This is a genomic window from Aeromonas sp. FDAARGOS 1402, from assembly GCF_019046925.1.
In the GTDB taxonomy this organism is placed as follows: domain Bacteria; phylum Pseudomonadota; class Gammaproteobacteria; order Enterobacterales; family Aeromonadaceae; genus Aeromonas; species Aeromonas caviae.
Window position 1 is genome coordinate 2,212,160 of record NZ_CP077201.1, and the last position, 15,838, is coordinate 2,227,997.

Sequence of the window (15,838 nt, forward strand, 5' to 3'; positions counted from 1 at the left end):
ATCACAGACCCGTGGAGAAAACCGGATGAGCCACACAATCAACGCCGCCCTGGTGGGATACGGCTTCGCAGGACAGACCTTTCACGCCCCCTTCCTGGCCACGACCCCGGGCCTGACCCTGCGCTGGGTGGTGAGCCGGGATGCCGCCAAGGTACAGGCCGCGTTGCCCGGCACCCGGGTCGGCACCCTGGAGCAGGTGCTGGCCGATGACAGCCTCGATCTGGTGGTGATCGCCACCCCCAACGACACCCATGCCCCCATCGCTCGCGAGGCCCTGCTGGCGGGCAAGCACGTGGTGATCGACAAGCCGTTCGCCCTGGATCTGGCCGAAGCGAAGGCGCTGGTCGAGTTGGCGGAGAAGCAGCAGCGGCTGCTCAGCATCTTCCACAACCGGCGCTGGGACGGGGATTTCCTCACGGTGCGCCGTCTGCTGGCGGAGGGGGCGCTGGGGCAAGTCGCCCAGTTCGAATCCCACTTCGACCGTTATCGCCCCGAGGTGCGCCAGCGCTGGCGCGAGGCGGGCGGCCCGGGCTCCGGTCTCTGGTTCGATCTCGGCCCTCATATCTTGGATCAGTCGCTCCAGCTGTTCGGTCAGCCGGACTGGTTGCAGGCGGATCTGGGCAAGCAGCGCCCCGGGGCCCTGGCGGACGACTACTTCCATGTGGTGCTGGGTTACGGCGAGATGCGGGTCATTCTGCACGGCAGTTGTCTGGTGTCGGCCGTGATGCCCCGCTTCGTGGTGCACGGCAGTCAGGGCTCCTTCATCAAGTTCGGCATGGACGTGCAGGAGGAGCAGCTCAAGGAGGGCAAGCGGCCTCCGGCGGCGGACTGGGGCGTGGATCCCGCCCCCGGCCAGCTCAGCCAGATCCGGGACGGTCAGCTCGTGCAGCAGACCGTGGCTGGCGAAGCGGGGGACTACGGCGCCTACTATCGCGGTGTCTGCGCCGCCATCCGGGGAGAGGGGGAGAACCCGGTGCCGGCCGACGAGGCCCTGGCGGTGATGGCCTTGCTGGACCTGGCCCGGGAGAGCGACCAGCAGGGGCGGCGCCTGCCTTGTCAGAAGCTGTCTGACTGACGGCGTAATCCGGCAGCGCCGAGAGCCTGACAGAAAGACAATGGCTGACTGGCAATCGTCAGGTAATTGGCGATTTGTTGTGCGAATCTGGTGATGAATGGGTGTTTTATATTAATATTTGTCGTTGCAGCAGTGTTTCTTATCATGCCAACGAGAAAATATCATTGTGATACGCGTTTTCATCGGCCGCATATGGGGATATATTTCGCGCGCCTTCGGGCTCCAGCGGCCGGTGTGCCGACAGGAGCCGGGGCGTACAGTGATGGTCCCTGCACCATCTCTCCATCTTTTTTTGAGGGTATGCACATGAACAAAGTACTGGTAGCCGGTATCCTGGGTCTGATGTTGACCGCCTGTGGTCAGAAAGAAGAAGCTGCCGCTCCGGCTGCGACCCCGGCCGCAGACGTTGCTGCCACTGTCGAGAAAGCCGCTAGCGAAGCGTCTGCTACCGTCGAGAAGGCTGCTTCCGAAGCTTCCGCTACTGTCGAGAAGGCTGCCGCTGACGTGGCCACCAAGGCTGAAGCTGCCGTGAGCGATGCCAAGGCCAACTAAGCCAGCACCTCATTGAAAAATGGGCCCGGCGCACTCGCGCCGGGCCCGTTTTTTTATGGCCATGGCTGGGCGTTGCCCGGTCAGCCGAGGGGTTCCACCAGCAGGATGTGGGAGTCGGCCCCCACCACCTTGACCCGGCTGCCGGCCGGCAGCGGCGCGTTGCAGCGCACCGTCCAGACGGTGTCGTCCAGATGCACCCGGCTCATCCCCTGGCTGACCTCGTCCAGCAGGGTCAGCTCGCGGCCCATGTAGCTTTGCATCCGCTCGTTGATGGGAGCTGCGGCATCCAGCCCGGAGCGATCCCGGCGATGCTGCCAGCGCCACCAGGCCCAGGTGGTGAGCAGGGATTGCAGGGCGAAGAGCAGCAACTGCGCCTGCCAGCCGAAGGGCCAGACCAGCAGCAAGAGTCCCACCTCCAGGGCGGCGATGCCGGTCCAGAGCAGAAAGCCTACCGACCCCATCACCTCGATGGCCAGCAGCACGAAGCCGAGCCCCAGCCAGTGCCAGTGGGTCAGCCCCTCGAACAGGGCTGTCATGACTTGCCGACCTTGCCATCTTTGTTGAACAGCTCGGCCATGCCGGCCACCGAGCCGATCAGGCTGCCCGCCTCCAGCGGCATCATGATGATCTTGCTGTTGGGGCCCTCGCCTATGCGGGCCAGCGCCTCTGTGTATTTCTGGGCCACGAAGTAGTTGATGGCCTGCATATCCCCTTCCGCTATAGCTTTCGAGACCATATGGGTCGCCTTGGCTTCCGCCTCGGCGGCACGCTCCCGCGCCTCGGCGGCGAGGAAGGCGGCCTGACGTTCCCCCTCGGCTTTCAGGATCTGGGACTGCTTCTCCCCTTCCGCTTTCAAGATCTTGGACTGGCGCACCCCTTCGGCTTCCAGTACCTCGGCCCGCTTCTGCCGCTCGGCCTTCATCTGGGCGTTCATGGCTTCCACCAGGGCGAGCGGCGGGCGCACATCCTTGATCTCGATCCGGGTCACCTTGATGCCCCAGGGGGCGGTGGCCGCATCCATGGTGCGCAGCAGCTTCTCGTTGATGGTGTCGCGCTGGGAGAGCATCTCGTCCAGCTCCATGGCGCCGAGCACGGTCCGCATGTTGGTCATGGTGAGATTGCGGATGGCGCTGGTGAGATCGTTGACCTCGTAGCCCGCCTTGCGGGCATCCACCACCTGCACGAAGCTGATGGCGTCGATGGTGACGTTGGCGTTGTCCCGGGAGATCACCTCCTGGGCCGGGATGTCCAGCACCTGCTCCATCATGATGATCTTGTGGCCGATGCGGTCGATGTAGGGGATCAGCAGGTTGAGGCCCGGGGAGAGGGTGCGGGTGTAGCGGCCGAAGCGCTCCACGGTCCAGTTGTAACCCTGGGGCACTATCTTGATGCCGGCACTCAGGGTGGCGAGTACCAGGAATATGAAGATCCCCAATACAATCAATGACTCATTCATGATTAAGCTCCTTATGAAACACTTTCACTAGCCTAGGGTCTGGTGCCATCCACCACAAGCAGATTCGCTTCTCTATTGCCGCCACACGGCTTTACTAATTACCAAAACGCATTAAAGAGCATTTTTTATTATTTTGAGGGATAAGCGCTCCTGCCTATAGTCGCCCCAGATGTCGCGATGCCGAGGAGCGGGCCCTGATGGATTATTTACCTATGTTTGCCAGGTTGGAAGGCCGCCCGGTACTGCTGGTGGGCGGGGGCGAGGTTGCCCTGCGCAAGGCGCGCCTGCTGCTGGCGGCAGGTGCCCGGATCACCCTGGTCTCTCCCGCGCTCGAGCCCGAATTCCATGAATTTGCCGGTCGCTTCACCCATGTGGCGGCGCGTTTCGACCCGGCCCACCTGGCAGGACAGATCCTGGTGGTGGCCGCGACCGACGATCTCGAGGTCAACGCCCTGGTCTACCAGAGCGCCACCGAGCGCGGTCTGTTCGTCAACCTGGTGGATGACCCCGAGCGCTCCAGCTTTATCTTCCCCTCCATCATCGATCGCAGCCCCATCGTGGTGGCCGTCTCCAGCGGCGGCAAGGCCCCCGTGCTGGTGCGTCTGTTGCGCGAGCGGCTCGAGAGCTTGCTGCCCCGCCACCTCGGCGGTCTGGCGGAGCTCTCCGGCCGGGTGCGCAGCCGGGCCAAGCAGGTGCTGGCCTCCCTCTCCGATCGCCGCCGCTTCTGGGAGCGCGCCTTTGCCTCCAACACCCTGGCCGGTCTGATTGAGAAAGCCGATTGGCAAGGGGCCGAGCAGTGGCTCAATGAGGGGCTGGACAAGGCCCAGACCGAGGTGGGGGAAGTGGTCTTGGTGGGGGCGGGCCCAGGGGATCCTGGCCTGCTGACCCTCAAGGCGCTGCAACAGATCCAGCAGGCCGAAGTGGTGCTCTATGACCAGCTGGTCTCCCCCGAGATCCTGGACCTGGTGCGCCGCGACGCCACCCTGGTGTCGGTCGGCAAGAAGGCGGGGGCCCACAGCGTGCCCCAGGAAGAGACCAATCGCCTCTTGGTGGAATACGCCAAAGCGGGCAACCGGGTGGTGCGCCTCAAAGGGGGCGATCCCTTCATGTTCGGCCGTGGTGGCGAGGAGCTGGAAGTGCTGGCCGAGGAGGGCATTCCCTTCTCCGTGGTGCCCGGCATCACCGCCGCCGCCGGTGCCACCGCCTATGCGGGCATTCCGCTCACCCACCGCGACCATGCCCAGAGCGCCGTCTTCATCACCGGCCACTGCCAGAAGGAGGGCAAGGAGCCCGACTGGCAGCAGCTTGCGGCCACCAACCAGACCCTGGTCATCTACATGGGGCTGATGCGCTCCGAGCATATCCAGCAGCAACTGGTGAGCCATGGCCGACGCGCCGCCACCCCTATCGCCATCATCGAGCGGGGCACCACGGCCCGTCAGCGGGTGCTGACCGGCACCCTGGCGGATCTGGCCGAGCTGGCCCAGCAGGCGGTGAGCCCGTCGCTTATCGTCATCGGTGAAGTGGTGGCCCTGCGCCAGCAACTCGCCTGGTTTGGCGAACAGGGGCAAGGGCAGGAGGCAGAAAGCGGCCACGAGCTCAAGCTGGTGAGCCTGACCTGAGAGGCGAGACCCGAATCGATTTGACGGTGCGGCCAAGGCGGCACCGAACTGAACCAACACCGCGCCCCGAACAGGTGCGATAGCAATGAACCGAGGACCCAGACATGGACCGTGAAAGACTGACCCAACTGCAGCCATCCGATGCACAGAGCATCCGTGCAGGTGTCACCCGCGAGCGACTGACTCACCTGCAGCAACTGGAAGCCGAGAGCATCCATATCATCCGCGAGGTGGCCGCCGAATTTGAAAACCCGGTGATGATGTACTCCATCGGCAAGGACTCCTCCGTCATGCTGCACCTGGCCCGCAAGGCCTTCTACCCGGGCAAGATCCCCTTCCCCCTGCTCCACGTGGACACCAACTGGAAGTTCAAGGAGATGATCAAGTTCCGGGACGAGACCGCCAAAAAGTTCGGGCTGGATCTCATCGTCCACAAGAACCCGGATGGTCTGGCCATGGACATCAACCCCTTCGTGCACGGCAGCAGCAAGCACACCGACATCATGAAGACCGAGGGGCTCAAGCAGGCGCTCAACAAATACGGCTTCGACGCCGCCTTCGGTGGTGCCCGTCGCGACGAGGAGAAATCCCGCGCCAAGGAGCGCGTCTACTCCTTCCGTGACAAGTCCCACCGCTGGGATCCGAAGAACCAGCGCCCGGAGCTGTGGCGCGTCTACAACAGCCAGGTCAACAAGGGGGAGAGCATCCGTGTCTTCCCGCTCTCCAACTGGACCGAGCTGGACATCTGGCAATACATCTATCTCGAGAACATCGACATAGTCCCGCTCTACTTCGCGGCCATGCGCCCCGTGGTGGATCGCGGCGGCATCAAGATCATGGTGGATGACGATCGCATGCCCATCGGCCCGGAAGACGAAGTGAAGCAGGAGCTGGTGCGCTTCCGTACCCTCGGCTGCTACCCGCTGACCGGGGCCATCGAATCCAATGCCACCACCCTGCCGGAGATCATCGAAGAGATGCTGATCACCACCTCGAGCGAGCGGCAAGGGCGGCTCATCGACCACGATCAGGCCGGCTCCATGGAGCAGAAGAAGCGTCAGGGCTATTTCTAAAAAATGTTCTAAGGAATCGCAACATGAACAACCACATTCAGACCGCCATCAGCGAACAGGGCATTGAAGCCTACCTGCACGCCCAGCAGCACAAGAGCCTGCTTCGTTTTCTCACCTGCGGCAGCGTGGACGACGGCAAGAGCACCCTCATCGGCCGCCTGCTGCACGACTCCCAGCAGATCTATGAAGATCAGCTCAAAGCGCTGGAGTCCGACAGCCAGAAGCTCGGCACCACCGGCGAGAAGCTGGACCTGGCCCTGCTGGTGGACGGCCTGCAGGCGGAGCGCGAGCAGGGCATCACCATCGACGTGGCCTACCGCTATTTCTCCACCGCCAAGCGCAAATTCATCATCTCGGACACCCCGGGCCATGAGCAGTACACCCGCAACATGGCCACCGGCGCCTCCACCTGCGATCTGGCCATCATCCTGATCGACGCCCGCAAAGGGGTGCTGGATCAGACCCGCCGCCACAGCTTTATCGCGAGCCTGCTCGGCATCAAGCAGTTCGTGGTGGCAGTGAACAAGATGGACCTGGTGGAGTTCAGCCAGGAGGTGTTCGATCGCATCAGCTTGGAGTACCGCGAATTCGCCAAGAAACTCAGCGTCAACACCATCCACATCGTGCCGGTCTCGGCCCTGGACGGCGACAACGTGGTGAACCCGAGCGACAAGCTGGCCTGGTACCAGGGCGAGACCCTGCTCTCCTTGCTGGAGTCTGCCGAAGTGGAGCGCGAGCTGGAGCGTCACCCGGTGCGCCTGCCGGTGCAGTACGTGAACCGCCCCAACCTCGATTTTCGCGGCTTCGCTGGCACGCTCGCCTCCGGCATCCTGCGGGTGGGCGACAAGCTTGCCGTGCTGCCGTCCGGCAAAGAGAGCACGGTGACCCGCATCGTCACCTTCGACGGGGATCTGGAGTACGCCCTGCCGGGTCAGGCCATCACGGTCACCTTCGCGGATGAAATCGACATCAGCCGGGGCGACCTGCTGGTGGACGCGGCGAACAAGCCCCAGGTGACCCAGAACGTGCTGGCTCACATCGTCTGGATGGGGGAAGAGTCCCTGCAACCGGGCCGGGTCTATGACGTCAAGCTGGCCACCAAGAAGAGCCGTGGCCAGGTGGAGGCCATCCGCCACCGCATCGAGATCAACAAGCTCGACGAGCTGCCCGCCTCCGAGCTCAAGCTCAACGAGATCGGCCTGTGTGAATTCAGCCTGACCGACCCGGTGGCGTTCGACCCCTACCAGGAGATCCGCGACACCGGCAGCTTCATCCTCATCGACCGGCTGACCAACGTCACCGTGGGCGCGGGCATGATAGTGGAAGGGCTGGCGGCCAAGGCGGTGGCAGGGCAATACAGCGAGTTCGAAGTCGAGCTCAACGCCCTGGTGCGCAAGCACTTCCCCCACTGGCAGGCGCTGACCATCAGCAACGATTCCGGCAAGGAGTAAGCCCATGACCTGGCAACAATCCCTGGTGCTGGGTCTGCTGGCTGCCCTCGTCGCCCTGCTGATCCAGGGCAAACTCCGGCCGGCGCTGCTCTTCTCGGGCGCCGTGCTCATCACCTATCTGAGCGGCCTGGCGGACATTAACGCCGTGGTGGCGGGCTACACCAACAGCGCCCTGCTGACCCTGGTGCTGTTGCTGCTGGTGTCGCTCGCGGTGGAGAAGACCCGGGTCATGAGCTGGTTTGCCAACCTGGTGGGCACCGGCTCCTTCAACAAGGTGCTGGTGAAGGTGTGGTTTTCCACCGCCTTCCTGTCGGCGTTCGTCAACAACACCGCCGTGGTGGCGTCCATGCTGGGGGCGGTCAAGCGCAACCCCAACCATGCGCCCTCCCGGCTGCTGTTGCCCATGTGCTTCGCGGCGACCTTTGGCGGCGTGCTGACCCTGATCGGCACCTCCACCAACCTCATCGTCAACAGCTTCCTCATCAAGATGGGGGCCAAGCCGCTCGGCATGTTCGACTTCTTCATGGTGGGGGCGGGGACCCTGCTGACCGGCCTCATCGCCGTGCTGCTGTTTGCCCGCCACCTGCCGGAGCAGGACACCGAGATGAGCCGGGAATCCGGCTATTTTCTCGAGGCCAAGGTGGGCCCCGGCTCGCCGATGGCCGGGCGCAGCGTCAAGGAGAACGGCCTGCGCAGCCTGAAAAGCCTTTATCTCGCCGAGATCATCCGGGGCAACCAGGTGATCTGCCCGGTGCAGCCGGAACACGAGCTGCACGAGGGGGACATGCTGCTGTTCTGTGGCGACGTGGAGAGCGTCGGCGTGTTGCAGGAGCTCAAAGGGCTGGATCTCTACGGCCAGCACCGCCTCAACGGCCAGCACCTGGTGGAGGTGATCGTCAGCCACAGCTCGCGCCTGGTGGGTCAGACCATCAAGGATGCGGAGTTTCGCACCCACTTCGATGCGGTGGTGCTGGCGGTGCGCCGGGGCGAGACCCAGCTCACCGGCGGCCTCGGCCAGATTGAATTGCATGCGGGGGACACCCTGCTGCTGGCCCCCGGCCCCAAGTTTGCCAGCAACAAGTCCCTCTCCCGCGAGTTCGTGGTGGTGAGCGGGCTGGAGGCCTCCACCCGGCTTGATGCCACACGCAGCGCCGCCGTGGTGGCGGGGTTCCTCGGGGTGCTGACCCTGTCGGTGCTCGATCTGGTGCCGCTCTTCAAGGGGCTGCTGGTGATGTTGGTGGTGCTGCTCTTCTCCCGCATCCTGACCCTGGACGAGATCCGCCGCCGCTTTCCGCTGGATATCTGGCTGGTGGTGGGCGGGGCCCTCGCCATCGCCGATCAGCTGGAGAAGAGCGGTCTGGCCAAGCTCATCGCCGACTGGCTGATGGGGGAGTTCAACGGGGCCAGTCCCTTTATCGCCTTCGTGGGGATCTATCTGTTTACCCTGGTGCTGACGGAGCTGATGAGCAACAACGCGGCGGCGGCCCTGGCCTTCCCCATGGGATTCCAGCTGGCGCTCAGCATGGACGTCTCCACCATGCCGTTCATTCTGGCGGTGCTGTTCGGGGCGAGTTCCAGCTTTATCCTGCCCTACGGCTACCAGACCAACCTGATGGTCTATGCGGCGGGCAACTACAAGATGCCGGATTATCTCAAGCTGGCCCTGCCGGTCTCCCTGGCCTACAGCATCGGGGTGATCGTCATGGTACCCCTGCTGTTTCCGTTTTAAGGTCTGATACCGGGGGATGTGTTAAGGGCTGCTTATGTTAACGCGGCTTTTATCAAGGCTGCTTATTACACAGGGGAGTGCCAGGGCACTGGCATCCAGGCGTGAGCGCCAATCAGGGGGGGTTGCATGCGCAATATCAGGGCATCAGTACCTTGCCGCCTCATGGTGCGAGGCGACTCCCCGCGGTAGCGGACAGTTTTCAGTATTGAGGCGTGAGCGCCAATCAAGGAGTGTTGGATGAGCAATATCGTGTGGCATGCCCATGCCGTCGACAAACAGAGCCGGGCCGAGCAGAAGGGGCAAAAGCCGCTGGTGATCTGGTTTACCGGGCTCTCCGGGGCGGGCAAGTCCACCCTGGCGGGGGCGCTGGAGCAGGCGCTGGCCGCCTCGGGCAAGCACACCTATCTGCTGGATGGGGACAATGTGCGCCACGGCCTCTGTGGCGATCTCGGCTTCGATGACGCCGCCCGCCAGGAGAATATCCGCCGGGTCGGCGAAGTGGCAAAACTGATGGTGGATGCGGGCCTTATCGTGCTCACTGCCTTTATCTCGCCGTTCCGTGCCGAGCGGCAACTGGTGCGCAATCTTGTGGGTGAAGGGGAGTTTGTCGAGGTGTTTGTGGATGCGCCGCTCGCCGTCTGTGAAGAGCGCGACCCCAAGGGGCTCTACAAGAAGGCGCGAGCGGGGGAAATTCGCAACTTTACCGGTATCGATTCGGCCTACGAGGCACCGGAGCAGCCGGAAATCCATCTGCTGAATGCCGGTAAACCGGTGGATGCGCTGGTGGAGGAGTTGCTGACTGCGCTAAGGTTGCGGGTGTTGATTGACTAAGGTCGGTTGTTCATACAGAGCAGTGATATAAGGGAGGGGGGGGCATTTCCCCCCTCCTACTTATTGCGTTCTAACTATGTTTATTCACCTAATAGTGCGAGAGTTGCATCTCGGCCAATAAGTTTTGGAAGATCAAAATCTCCATCGGGAAGATTAGAAATGTCAAGAGAGCCGATGGACTGACCAACAACAACCTCCCACGGTTTTCCGCTTCCGCAAATAGCACAGATTAACTGTCGGATTGTTTTTATCTTAGTATTTACAAGCCGAGTTGGTGAGACTATTAATTCCTGAATCTTCTCGCTATCTTTGTGTTTTTCATTTTCTTTTAGCCAAGATGTAGCAGTGTATTTAAACTCTTCCCAAGTTTTACCTAATACAGAAAGGCATTGGTCTGAAAGTAATAAGTTCTCGATCGCATAACATTGAAGTCGATATCTAATCACCGATTTGATATTGGTCAGTGGTCCTGAAACTCCATCGCCATCACGAAGAGAAAATGCTTTTGGTTCATCATAAAGACTATCAATTAGATCTGCTGTAAATTTCTCTAGTTCCGTTTGCTGGTTCACCGAGCTAGCAATGACAGGAAAGATTTTTAATCTTCCTTGTGAACTTCGAGATGCTTGCTGCCATACCCTTTCATCATCTTCCCCCTCAAGAATTAGCATGACGTCTTGACTTAGACTTAATGACAGAGGATGTCCGAAAAATGGTGCGATTTTCTTTAGTTGATTACTTATTTCAACAAATGAAACATTATTTGAATTGAATTCTTTAGTGCCAATTGATGTGTATTCTGACTGAGAAAGAGAACATATTAGGGGAGTGCTATGAGTTGCGAGAATAACTGCCACATTTTTTCTTCTTACTTCATTTAGCCCTTCTACTAAATTTATTAAAAACGTTGCTAGCCTGGCTTGGAGATCTGGGTGCAAGTGAACATCAGGCTCATCCAATAATAGTAGATTGAACTTCTCTTCTTTAAGATTATCAAAGAAATACATCATTTCGACTGCGAGAGAAACCGATTCAGACTCTCCGCTACTGATTTGATCTGGCTGAACTTCTTCACCATTAATATTTCTAAATACAAAGTTCGAGCCCTCCTGGCAAATTTCCAGATTTGAAAGTAATCTGTTAATAGAGTCTAATCGCTCTGTGCGAAAGTTCTTAGTTTGATTAAGCCTTATTTCAGGGTTGTCCTGCAGTTTTCTTAAATATGCTGTTTCAACCTCCCTAAGTAGGTTTGCAGAAGCTGCCTTAAAGTTAGCAGCTTGATTCATTCTTCGCGCATAGCCAATCCAGTTTGGATCACTTTCCATGTTGGTCATAATGTTTCCATCTCGCTTGAAAACACCTGCGCGCTCTGGGCTTATATACCTCACGTTAAACTCACTGTTTCCCATAAAGTATTGGTCTATTGCTCGAAGAAACCTACTTTTACCGGCACCATTTCTCCCTAGTAGTATATTTATACTTTTTAGGTTATTAGCTCTTACTTCACCGATGTCTAAAGTATCTCGTATCATATATAACTCTTGGTTTGTATGTGAATATACTGGTAATTAGATGGAAAGCGGTACGGATTTGACAATCTAGCCTTCCATGAAACTCTGCTCAATAAATAGAAGTATTAATTTAAATTATAATCTTATTCGACTATCTCTGATATAGTGACTTACTCGCTTGGATTATTCTTTTCGCTATACCTTTCCGCAGAGAAAAACATAGATAATAAAATAAGGACTATCACCATTTTGAGTAATACCTAGCGTGTAGCCACTCGTGTGCCGGTTTCATCAGGCAACGCTACCGCCCCTGAATTCCAGCCTCTAGCTTGCTGCGCTTTCCCTGCGATATGGCTCCGGTCTGGCTCATGGATAACTCCGACGAGAGGTAAATTAATTAACTGCTTGTCGTTAGTCTAAAGCGGAGATTGACCCGCCAGCTCCATCCTACCTCAATCAGCTGACGCTGGGTTATTGGTTGGGTTACCTAGCTTCGACTTTAACCACATATTCATATCGCTAACGACCTCTTTACGCAGGTTTTTCCCGTCACTGTCCTTCAATCCATGATCGAGTTTTTCGTAACGCCGATATTCAATATTGTTTTTCCCTAGGTCTTTAAGGCGCTGCCACAATTCATCTGTTTTTTGCGGTGATACCGACGTGTCTCTCCCTCCCTGAACGATCAGCAAAGGAGATTTTACGTTTTGCAGGGTATCAAGCTGATCGAGGGAGAGCATCTGCTGCCACCAATGATAACCATGTCCGCTCACCTCAAGCTCAAAGGGTTTGCTGTGAAGAACATGCTCGGCAAACTCTTTAAAGTCATCGACCTCTTTTCTCGCCGCTTCGGGGTTTTTATGCTTTACCTCGATGCTGTGTGAAACGTCATCGATAAACCAGCGGCCACCGCCATTAAAGGCGATGGTGGCATCGATAGAGTCAATATCTGCGCTCACCAGGTTGGCGATAACGGCACCTTCACTGCCGCCCAATTGGATGAGCTTTTTGTATTGCCCGTCTTTTCGAACGATATCGAGCACAGTGTTGATATCCGCGACTCGCTGCGCAGGATTGTCCTTTTCAAGGTATTGAGCAGGGCAGTCCTTGCGTGCCGGGTCGGTACTGTATTTTAACTTGCGATTGATGCCGTACTTTTCGATTAGCAACACATCAGCTTCTGGCCAGACATTTTTATACTCGGTGAGTATGGAGTCTATGTTAAGCACGCTATTGCAATCAGAGCCTTGCAGGATCAACAGCAGTGTATCTGTGTCATGGGCATGTTGGACAAGATAATAGGAAATAAACGAACCATCATCTCTGCTAACTGTGCGAGTCATGATCGCTGTTGCGCTTACCGAGCAGGAAAAAATGAGCAAGAGTAAAGATATTGCGCGGACTTGCATATTATTCCCTGAGAGTCATGATAGAGGCAGTACGTTAATAAGTGCTGAAACCTTCATTCCTCTTGAATGGAAAAAGGGCTGAGGAAGCGTAGTGAAAACCGCCCCAGCCCGGCTTTTATTGGTTCTCGCACCCTGTTATCAGTGATTAACCACCAAATTCACGGCTAATAATTTGTGTGGGGACAACATTCTCTGGCAAGTCACTCGACATTTTTTGAGCAAGTTCACCAGCCAAACCAAACGCGTTGTCAATGGGGTCGACCTTTATTCCGCTTTCGACAGCCAACTCCAAAAACTTCTTGCCAATCTGATTGCACGTATCAACCCATTTTTTGGGCAGCTCCCCCATGGTGAGCTTGGGTTGACAGACCAGTTGAAATGTATTTTTTCCTTCTTGTATTTGAAATGCCACATCAACAAATTCACTTTTATATGGGTTGGCTAGCGCACTTGAACTAAGTAAAAAAACAGCACCAATAGAGGATTTTTTCATGACACGTCCTTGTGAATAGTAATGCCCATCAAGGGGCTGATAACATATAACCGCTAAACTCTGCGGCAACAAAAATAACCATTTAGGTCAATGGGGCTGAAAACACCGAGCGATGAAAGTTTCTTTTTACCCATCGATTGTGCATCCGTTTCGTGACCAGGTTCCCTCTGGCTTTTGACCTCATTGCCAATCAATATACTCTTGAGGTGGTCGTTCAATATCGATCATGTGTGCAGCAGAAAATAGAATTTCAACGCCAAAACCGAGAGGGACATCAACCTCATCAGGAACAATACAACGTGGCTGGAAGTCCAGTCTGACTTTGGTTGCATCACCTATTTTTAGTTACCGTTCGACCCCATCCCTCTTTATCCCACTCTGGTTCATGTGACCATGCTCGTTTGTTGGGCGCCGCTGCGCTCTGCACCAACCGGCAAAAAACACGCTACCGCCCCTGAATTTCAGCCTCCAGCCTGCTGCACTTTTCCTGTGGCTCCGGTCTGGTTCATGGCTGACTCCGACAAGAGGTGATCCCGATTGCCATGTTACCGAACGGAGCTGGTTAGGGAAGGGGGATCGGGTGATTTCTCGGGCAAGATCAATAAATTGGGGGGACAGCGGGGCCTGCGTCAGGTTGGATAAGAAGGCTCTCAAGGCGCAACGCGTTCCCGCTTTCCCGCTCAAGGCCCACGATTCACGGTGTATGGATGGGAGAGTGAGCGAGGTCATTGCCCTGCCGAGTGCCATGCGGTGCAGCCGAGAGGGGTGGCCTGGCACGGGCGAGCAGGTGGTTGGGAGGGGGCGAAAGAGCCGCGGGTTCAGTCGAGGACTCGAATTTGAAACCCGCTCAGACGCCCATGCACCACCCAAAAGAGGGGCCCGCTGCCGGTGGCGGCAGGGGCCCGTTTTTGTTGTTAGCGCACGGTCTTTGGGTCTGGTTTGCTCCGTGAAGGCTTAGCGGGCCAGCAGGGGTTGGCCGCTGGTCAGGGCGGTGCTGGTTGGCCGGGTGGCGGGATGCTGCTGGAACTGGCGTACCAGCCGCTCCAGATCCCCGAGCTGCTTCACGAGGGCAATGATGCCCTGCACGGCGTGGCGGCTGCCCTGGCTGGAGTCGTCGGCCAGACGCTTGATGTCCAGCACGCTGTGGTGGATGTCCTGGGTGACCAGGGATTGCTCCTGCACCGCCTGGGCTATCTGGTTGCTGCCTGCGGTCACCTGCAACAGGCGTTCGCTTATCTGTTGCAGGATATCGCCGGTGGCGGCGGCCTTGAGGCGGCAACTGGCGGAGAGCTGCTCCCCTTGCGCCATGGCCTGCTGGGCATCGCCGGCGCTGGCCTGCAAGAGGCTTATCATCTGCTGGATCTCGCCGGTGGAGGATTGGGTCTTGATGGCCAGGGTGCGGATTTCGTCCGCCACCACCGAGAAGCCGCGACCGGACTCGCCCGCCCGGGCCGCCTCGATGGCCGCATTGAGGGCCAGCAGGTTGGTCTGGTTGGCGATGTTGTTGATGACGTCCAGGATGCCGTCGATGGCGCGGCACTGGCTGGCCAGCGCTTCTATCACGGCGCGGGAGGTGAGCAGCTCGCCGTGAACCCCTTCCACCGCCGCCACGGTATCGAGCACGCTGCGATTGCCCTCCCGAAACAGCACGGCGGTGTTGTCCAGGCTGTCCGAGGAGGCGCTCGAGCTGTGGGAGACTTCGCGAATGGACGCCGTCATCTCGGTGATGGCGGTCGCGACCTGGTTGGTCTGGGCCTGCTGTTGTTGCAGGTTGCCGGTGATGGACTCGGCATTGTTCAGATCCGTCTGCGCCGCCTGCACGATCTGCTGGCAGGTCTGCTGGGTGCGGGCCAGCACCGCATTGAACTCGGCCTGGTTCATCTTCATGGCGAGCTCGACGGCAGCCAGACGATCGACCCGGCCGGTATACAGCAGTTGCATCAAGGGGTTGTCGAAAGGGTGGCGGGCCAGGGTCTCCAGCCGGGCGAGGCGCCGGGAGAGGGTCTGGCAGATGACGAGCACAACCACCAGGGGCAGGGCGCCGATGAGCAGAGGCCAGCCCGGGCCGTGCTGATAGCCGAGGGTGACCAGACTGGCCAGCAACGCCATCAGGCAGAGGTGGATCCCCAGGGTGTGGCAGCAGGGGGGCAGGCGCAGGGCCCGGGGGGTCTTGCCGCGGCGCATTTCTTCATAGACCCGCTCCGCACGCTGCTTGATCGCGTCGTCCGGCGCCGTGCGCACCGACCGGTACTCCACCACCTTGCCGCTTGCGTCCTGAATGGGGGTGACGAAGGCGTTGACCCAGTAGTGATCCCCGTTCTTGCAGCGGTTCTTGACCGGGCCCATCCAGCTTTTGCCTTCCCGCAGATGGCGCCACATGTCGGCAAACGCCTGGGGCGGCATGTCGGGGTGGCGGACCAGGTTGTGGGGTGCCCCTTGCAGCTCCTCCAGGGTGAAGCCGGCTATCTGGCAGAACTCGTCGTTGGCATAGGTGATGCGGCTCTCCAGATCCGTGGTGGAAATCAGGTTCTGGTGCGACGGGTAGAGGCGCTCACGCTGGGTAACGGGTTGATTGACTCTCATGGTACTTCCTGCCTGACAGAGGAAAGAGAGTCTGGTTGCAATTCGTACACCAG

The 15,838-nt window shown here is 58.6% G+C and carries 13 protein-coding genes; 7 read left to right on the forward strand and 6 right to left on the reverse strand.

All coding sequences use genetic code 11. The features are described 5' to 3' along the window. Nucleotides 1–25: 25 nt before the first annotated feature. Nucleotides 26–1,075 carry an oxidoreductase gene (locus I6L32_RS10630; RefSeq protein WP_041213888.1) on the forward strand — a complete coding sequence of 350 codons (1,050 nt, stop codon included), beginning with the start codon at nucleotides 26–28 and terminating at the stop codon, nucleotides 1,073–1,075. Between the two features lie 306 nt (nucleotides 1,076–1,381). Then, nucleotides 1,382–1,627 carry a hypothetical protein gene (locus I6L32_RS10635; RefSeq protein ID WP_010675602.1) on the forward strand — a complete coding sequence of 82 codons (246 nt, stop codon included), beginning with the start codon at nucleotides 1,382–1,384 and terminating at the stop codon, nucleotides 1,625–1,627. An 80-nt stretch (nucleotides 1,628–1,707) separates the two neighbouring features. On the opposite strand, the gene I6L32_RS10640 is transcribed toward I6L32_RS10635, so the two are convergent. Further along, nucleotides 1,708–2,163 carry an NfeD family protein gene (locus tag I6L32_RS10640; protein WP_010675601.1) on the reverse strand — a complete coding sequence of 152 codons (456 nt, stop codon included), beginning with the start codon at nucleotides 2,161–2,163 and terminating at the stop codon, nucleotides 1,708–1,710. Then, nucleotides 2,160–3,083 (reverse strand): SPFH domain-containing protein, encoded by a 924-nt coding sequence (locus tag I6L32_RS10645; RefSeq protein ID WP_216945057.1) that lies wholly within the window; start codon nucleotides 3,081–3,083, stop codon nucleotides 2,160–2,162. Before I6L32_RS10645 ends, I6L32_RS10640 begins: the two co-directional genes overlap by 4 nt. 197 nt (nucleotides 3,084–3,280) lie before the next feature. On the opposite strand from I6L32_RS10645, the gene cysG reads away from it, so the two are divergent. From cysG to cysC, 5 genes are all read left to right on the forward strand, one after another. After that, complete coding sequence (gene cysG / locus I6L32_RS10650) at nucleotides 3,281–4,705, forward strand: siroheme synthase CysG (protein WP_216945058.1); 1,425 nt, start codon at nucleotides 3,281–3,283, stop codon at nucleotides 4,703–4,705. 104 nt (nucleotides 4,706–4,809) lie between these two features. Continuing rightward, a complete protein-coding gene (gene cysD, locus I6L32_RS10655) occupies nucleotides 4,810–5,778 on the forward strand; it encodes a sulfate adenylyltransferase subunit CysD (protein ID WP_052224733.1) in 969 nt (322 codons plus the stop codon). 23 nt (nucleotides 5,779–5,801) lie between these two features. Beyond that, nucleotides 5,802–7,229 (forward strand): sulfate adenylyltransferase subunit CysN, encoded by a 1,428-nt coding sequence (gene cysN, locus I6L32_RS10660; protein WP_128296050.1) that lies wholly within the window; start codon nucleotides 5,802–5,804, stop codon nucleotides 7,227–7,229. Nucleotides 7,230–7,233: 4 nt separating this feature from the next. Then, a complete protein-coding gene (locus I6L32_RS10665; RefSeq protein WP_128296049.1) occupies nucleotides 7,234–8,958 on the forward strand; it encodes an SLC13 family permease in 1,725 nt (574 codons plus the stop codon). 237 nt (nucleotides 8,959–9,195) lie between these two features. Beyond that, nucleotides 9,196–9,789, forward strand: coding sequence for an adenylyl-sulfate kinase (gene cysC, locus I6L32_RS10670; protein ID WP_210599736.1), 594 nt, complete (start codon nucleotides 9,196–9,198; stop codon nucleotides 9,787–9,789). A gap of 80 nt (nucleotides 9,790–9,869) precedes the next feature. On the opposite strand, the gene I6L32_RS10675 is transcribed toward cysC, so the two are convergent. From I6L32_RS10675 to I6L32_RS10690, 4 genes are all read right to left on the reverse strand, one after another. Further along, entirely contained in the window at nucleotides 9,870–11,321 is a 1,452-nt protein-coding gene (locus I6L32_RS10675; RefSeq protein ID WP_216945059.1) for an AAA family ATPase, read from the reverse strand. Nucleotides 11,322–11,752: 431 nt separating this feature from the next. Continuing rightward, a complete protein-coding gene (locus I6L32_RS10680; protein WP_216945060.1) occupies nucleotides 11,753–12,709 on the reverse strand; it encodes a S9 family peptidase in 957 nt (318 codons plus the stop codon). Between the two features lie 145 nt (nucleotides 12,710–12,854). Beyond that, nucleotides 12,855–13,202 carry a hypothetical protein gene (locus tag I6L32_RS10685; protein ID WP_210600807.1) on the reverse strand — a complete coding sequence of 116 codons (348 nt, stop codon included), beginning with the start codon at nucleotides 13,200–13,202 and terminating at the stop codon, nucleotides 12,855–12,857. A gap of 954 nt (nucleotides 13,203–14,156) precedes the next feature. Further along, on the reverse strand, nucleotides 14,157–15,785 hold the full coding sequence (locus tag I6L32_RS10690; protein WP_216945061.1) for a PAS domain-containing methyl-accepting chemotaxis protein: 1,629 nt from the start codon (nucleotides 15,783–15,785) through the stop codon (nucleotides 14,157–14,159). Nucleotides 15,786–15,838: the final 53 nt, after the last annotated feature.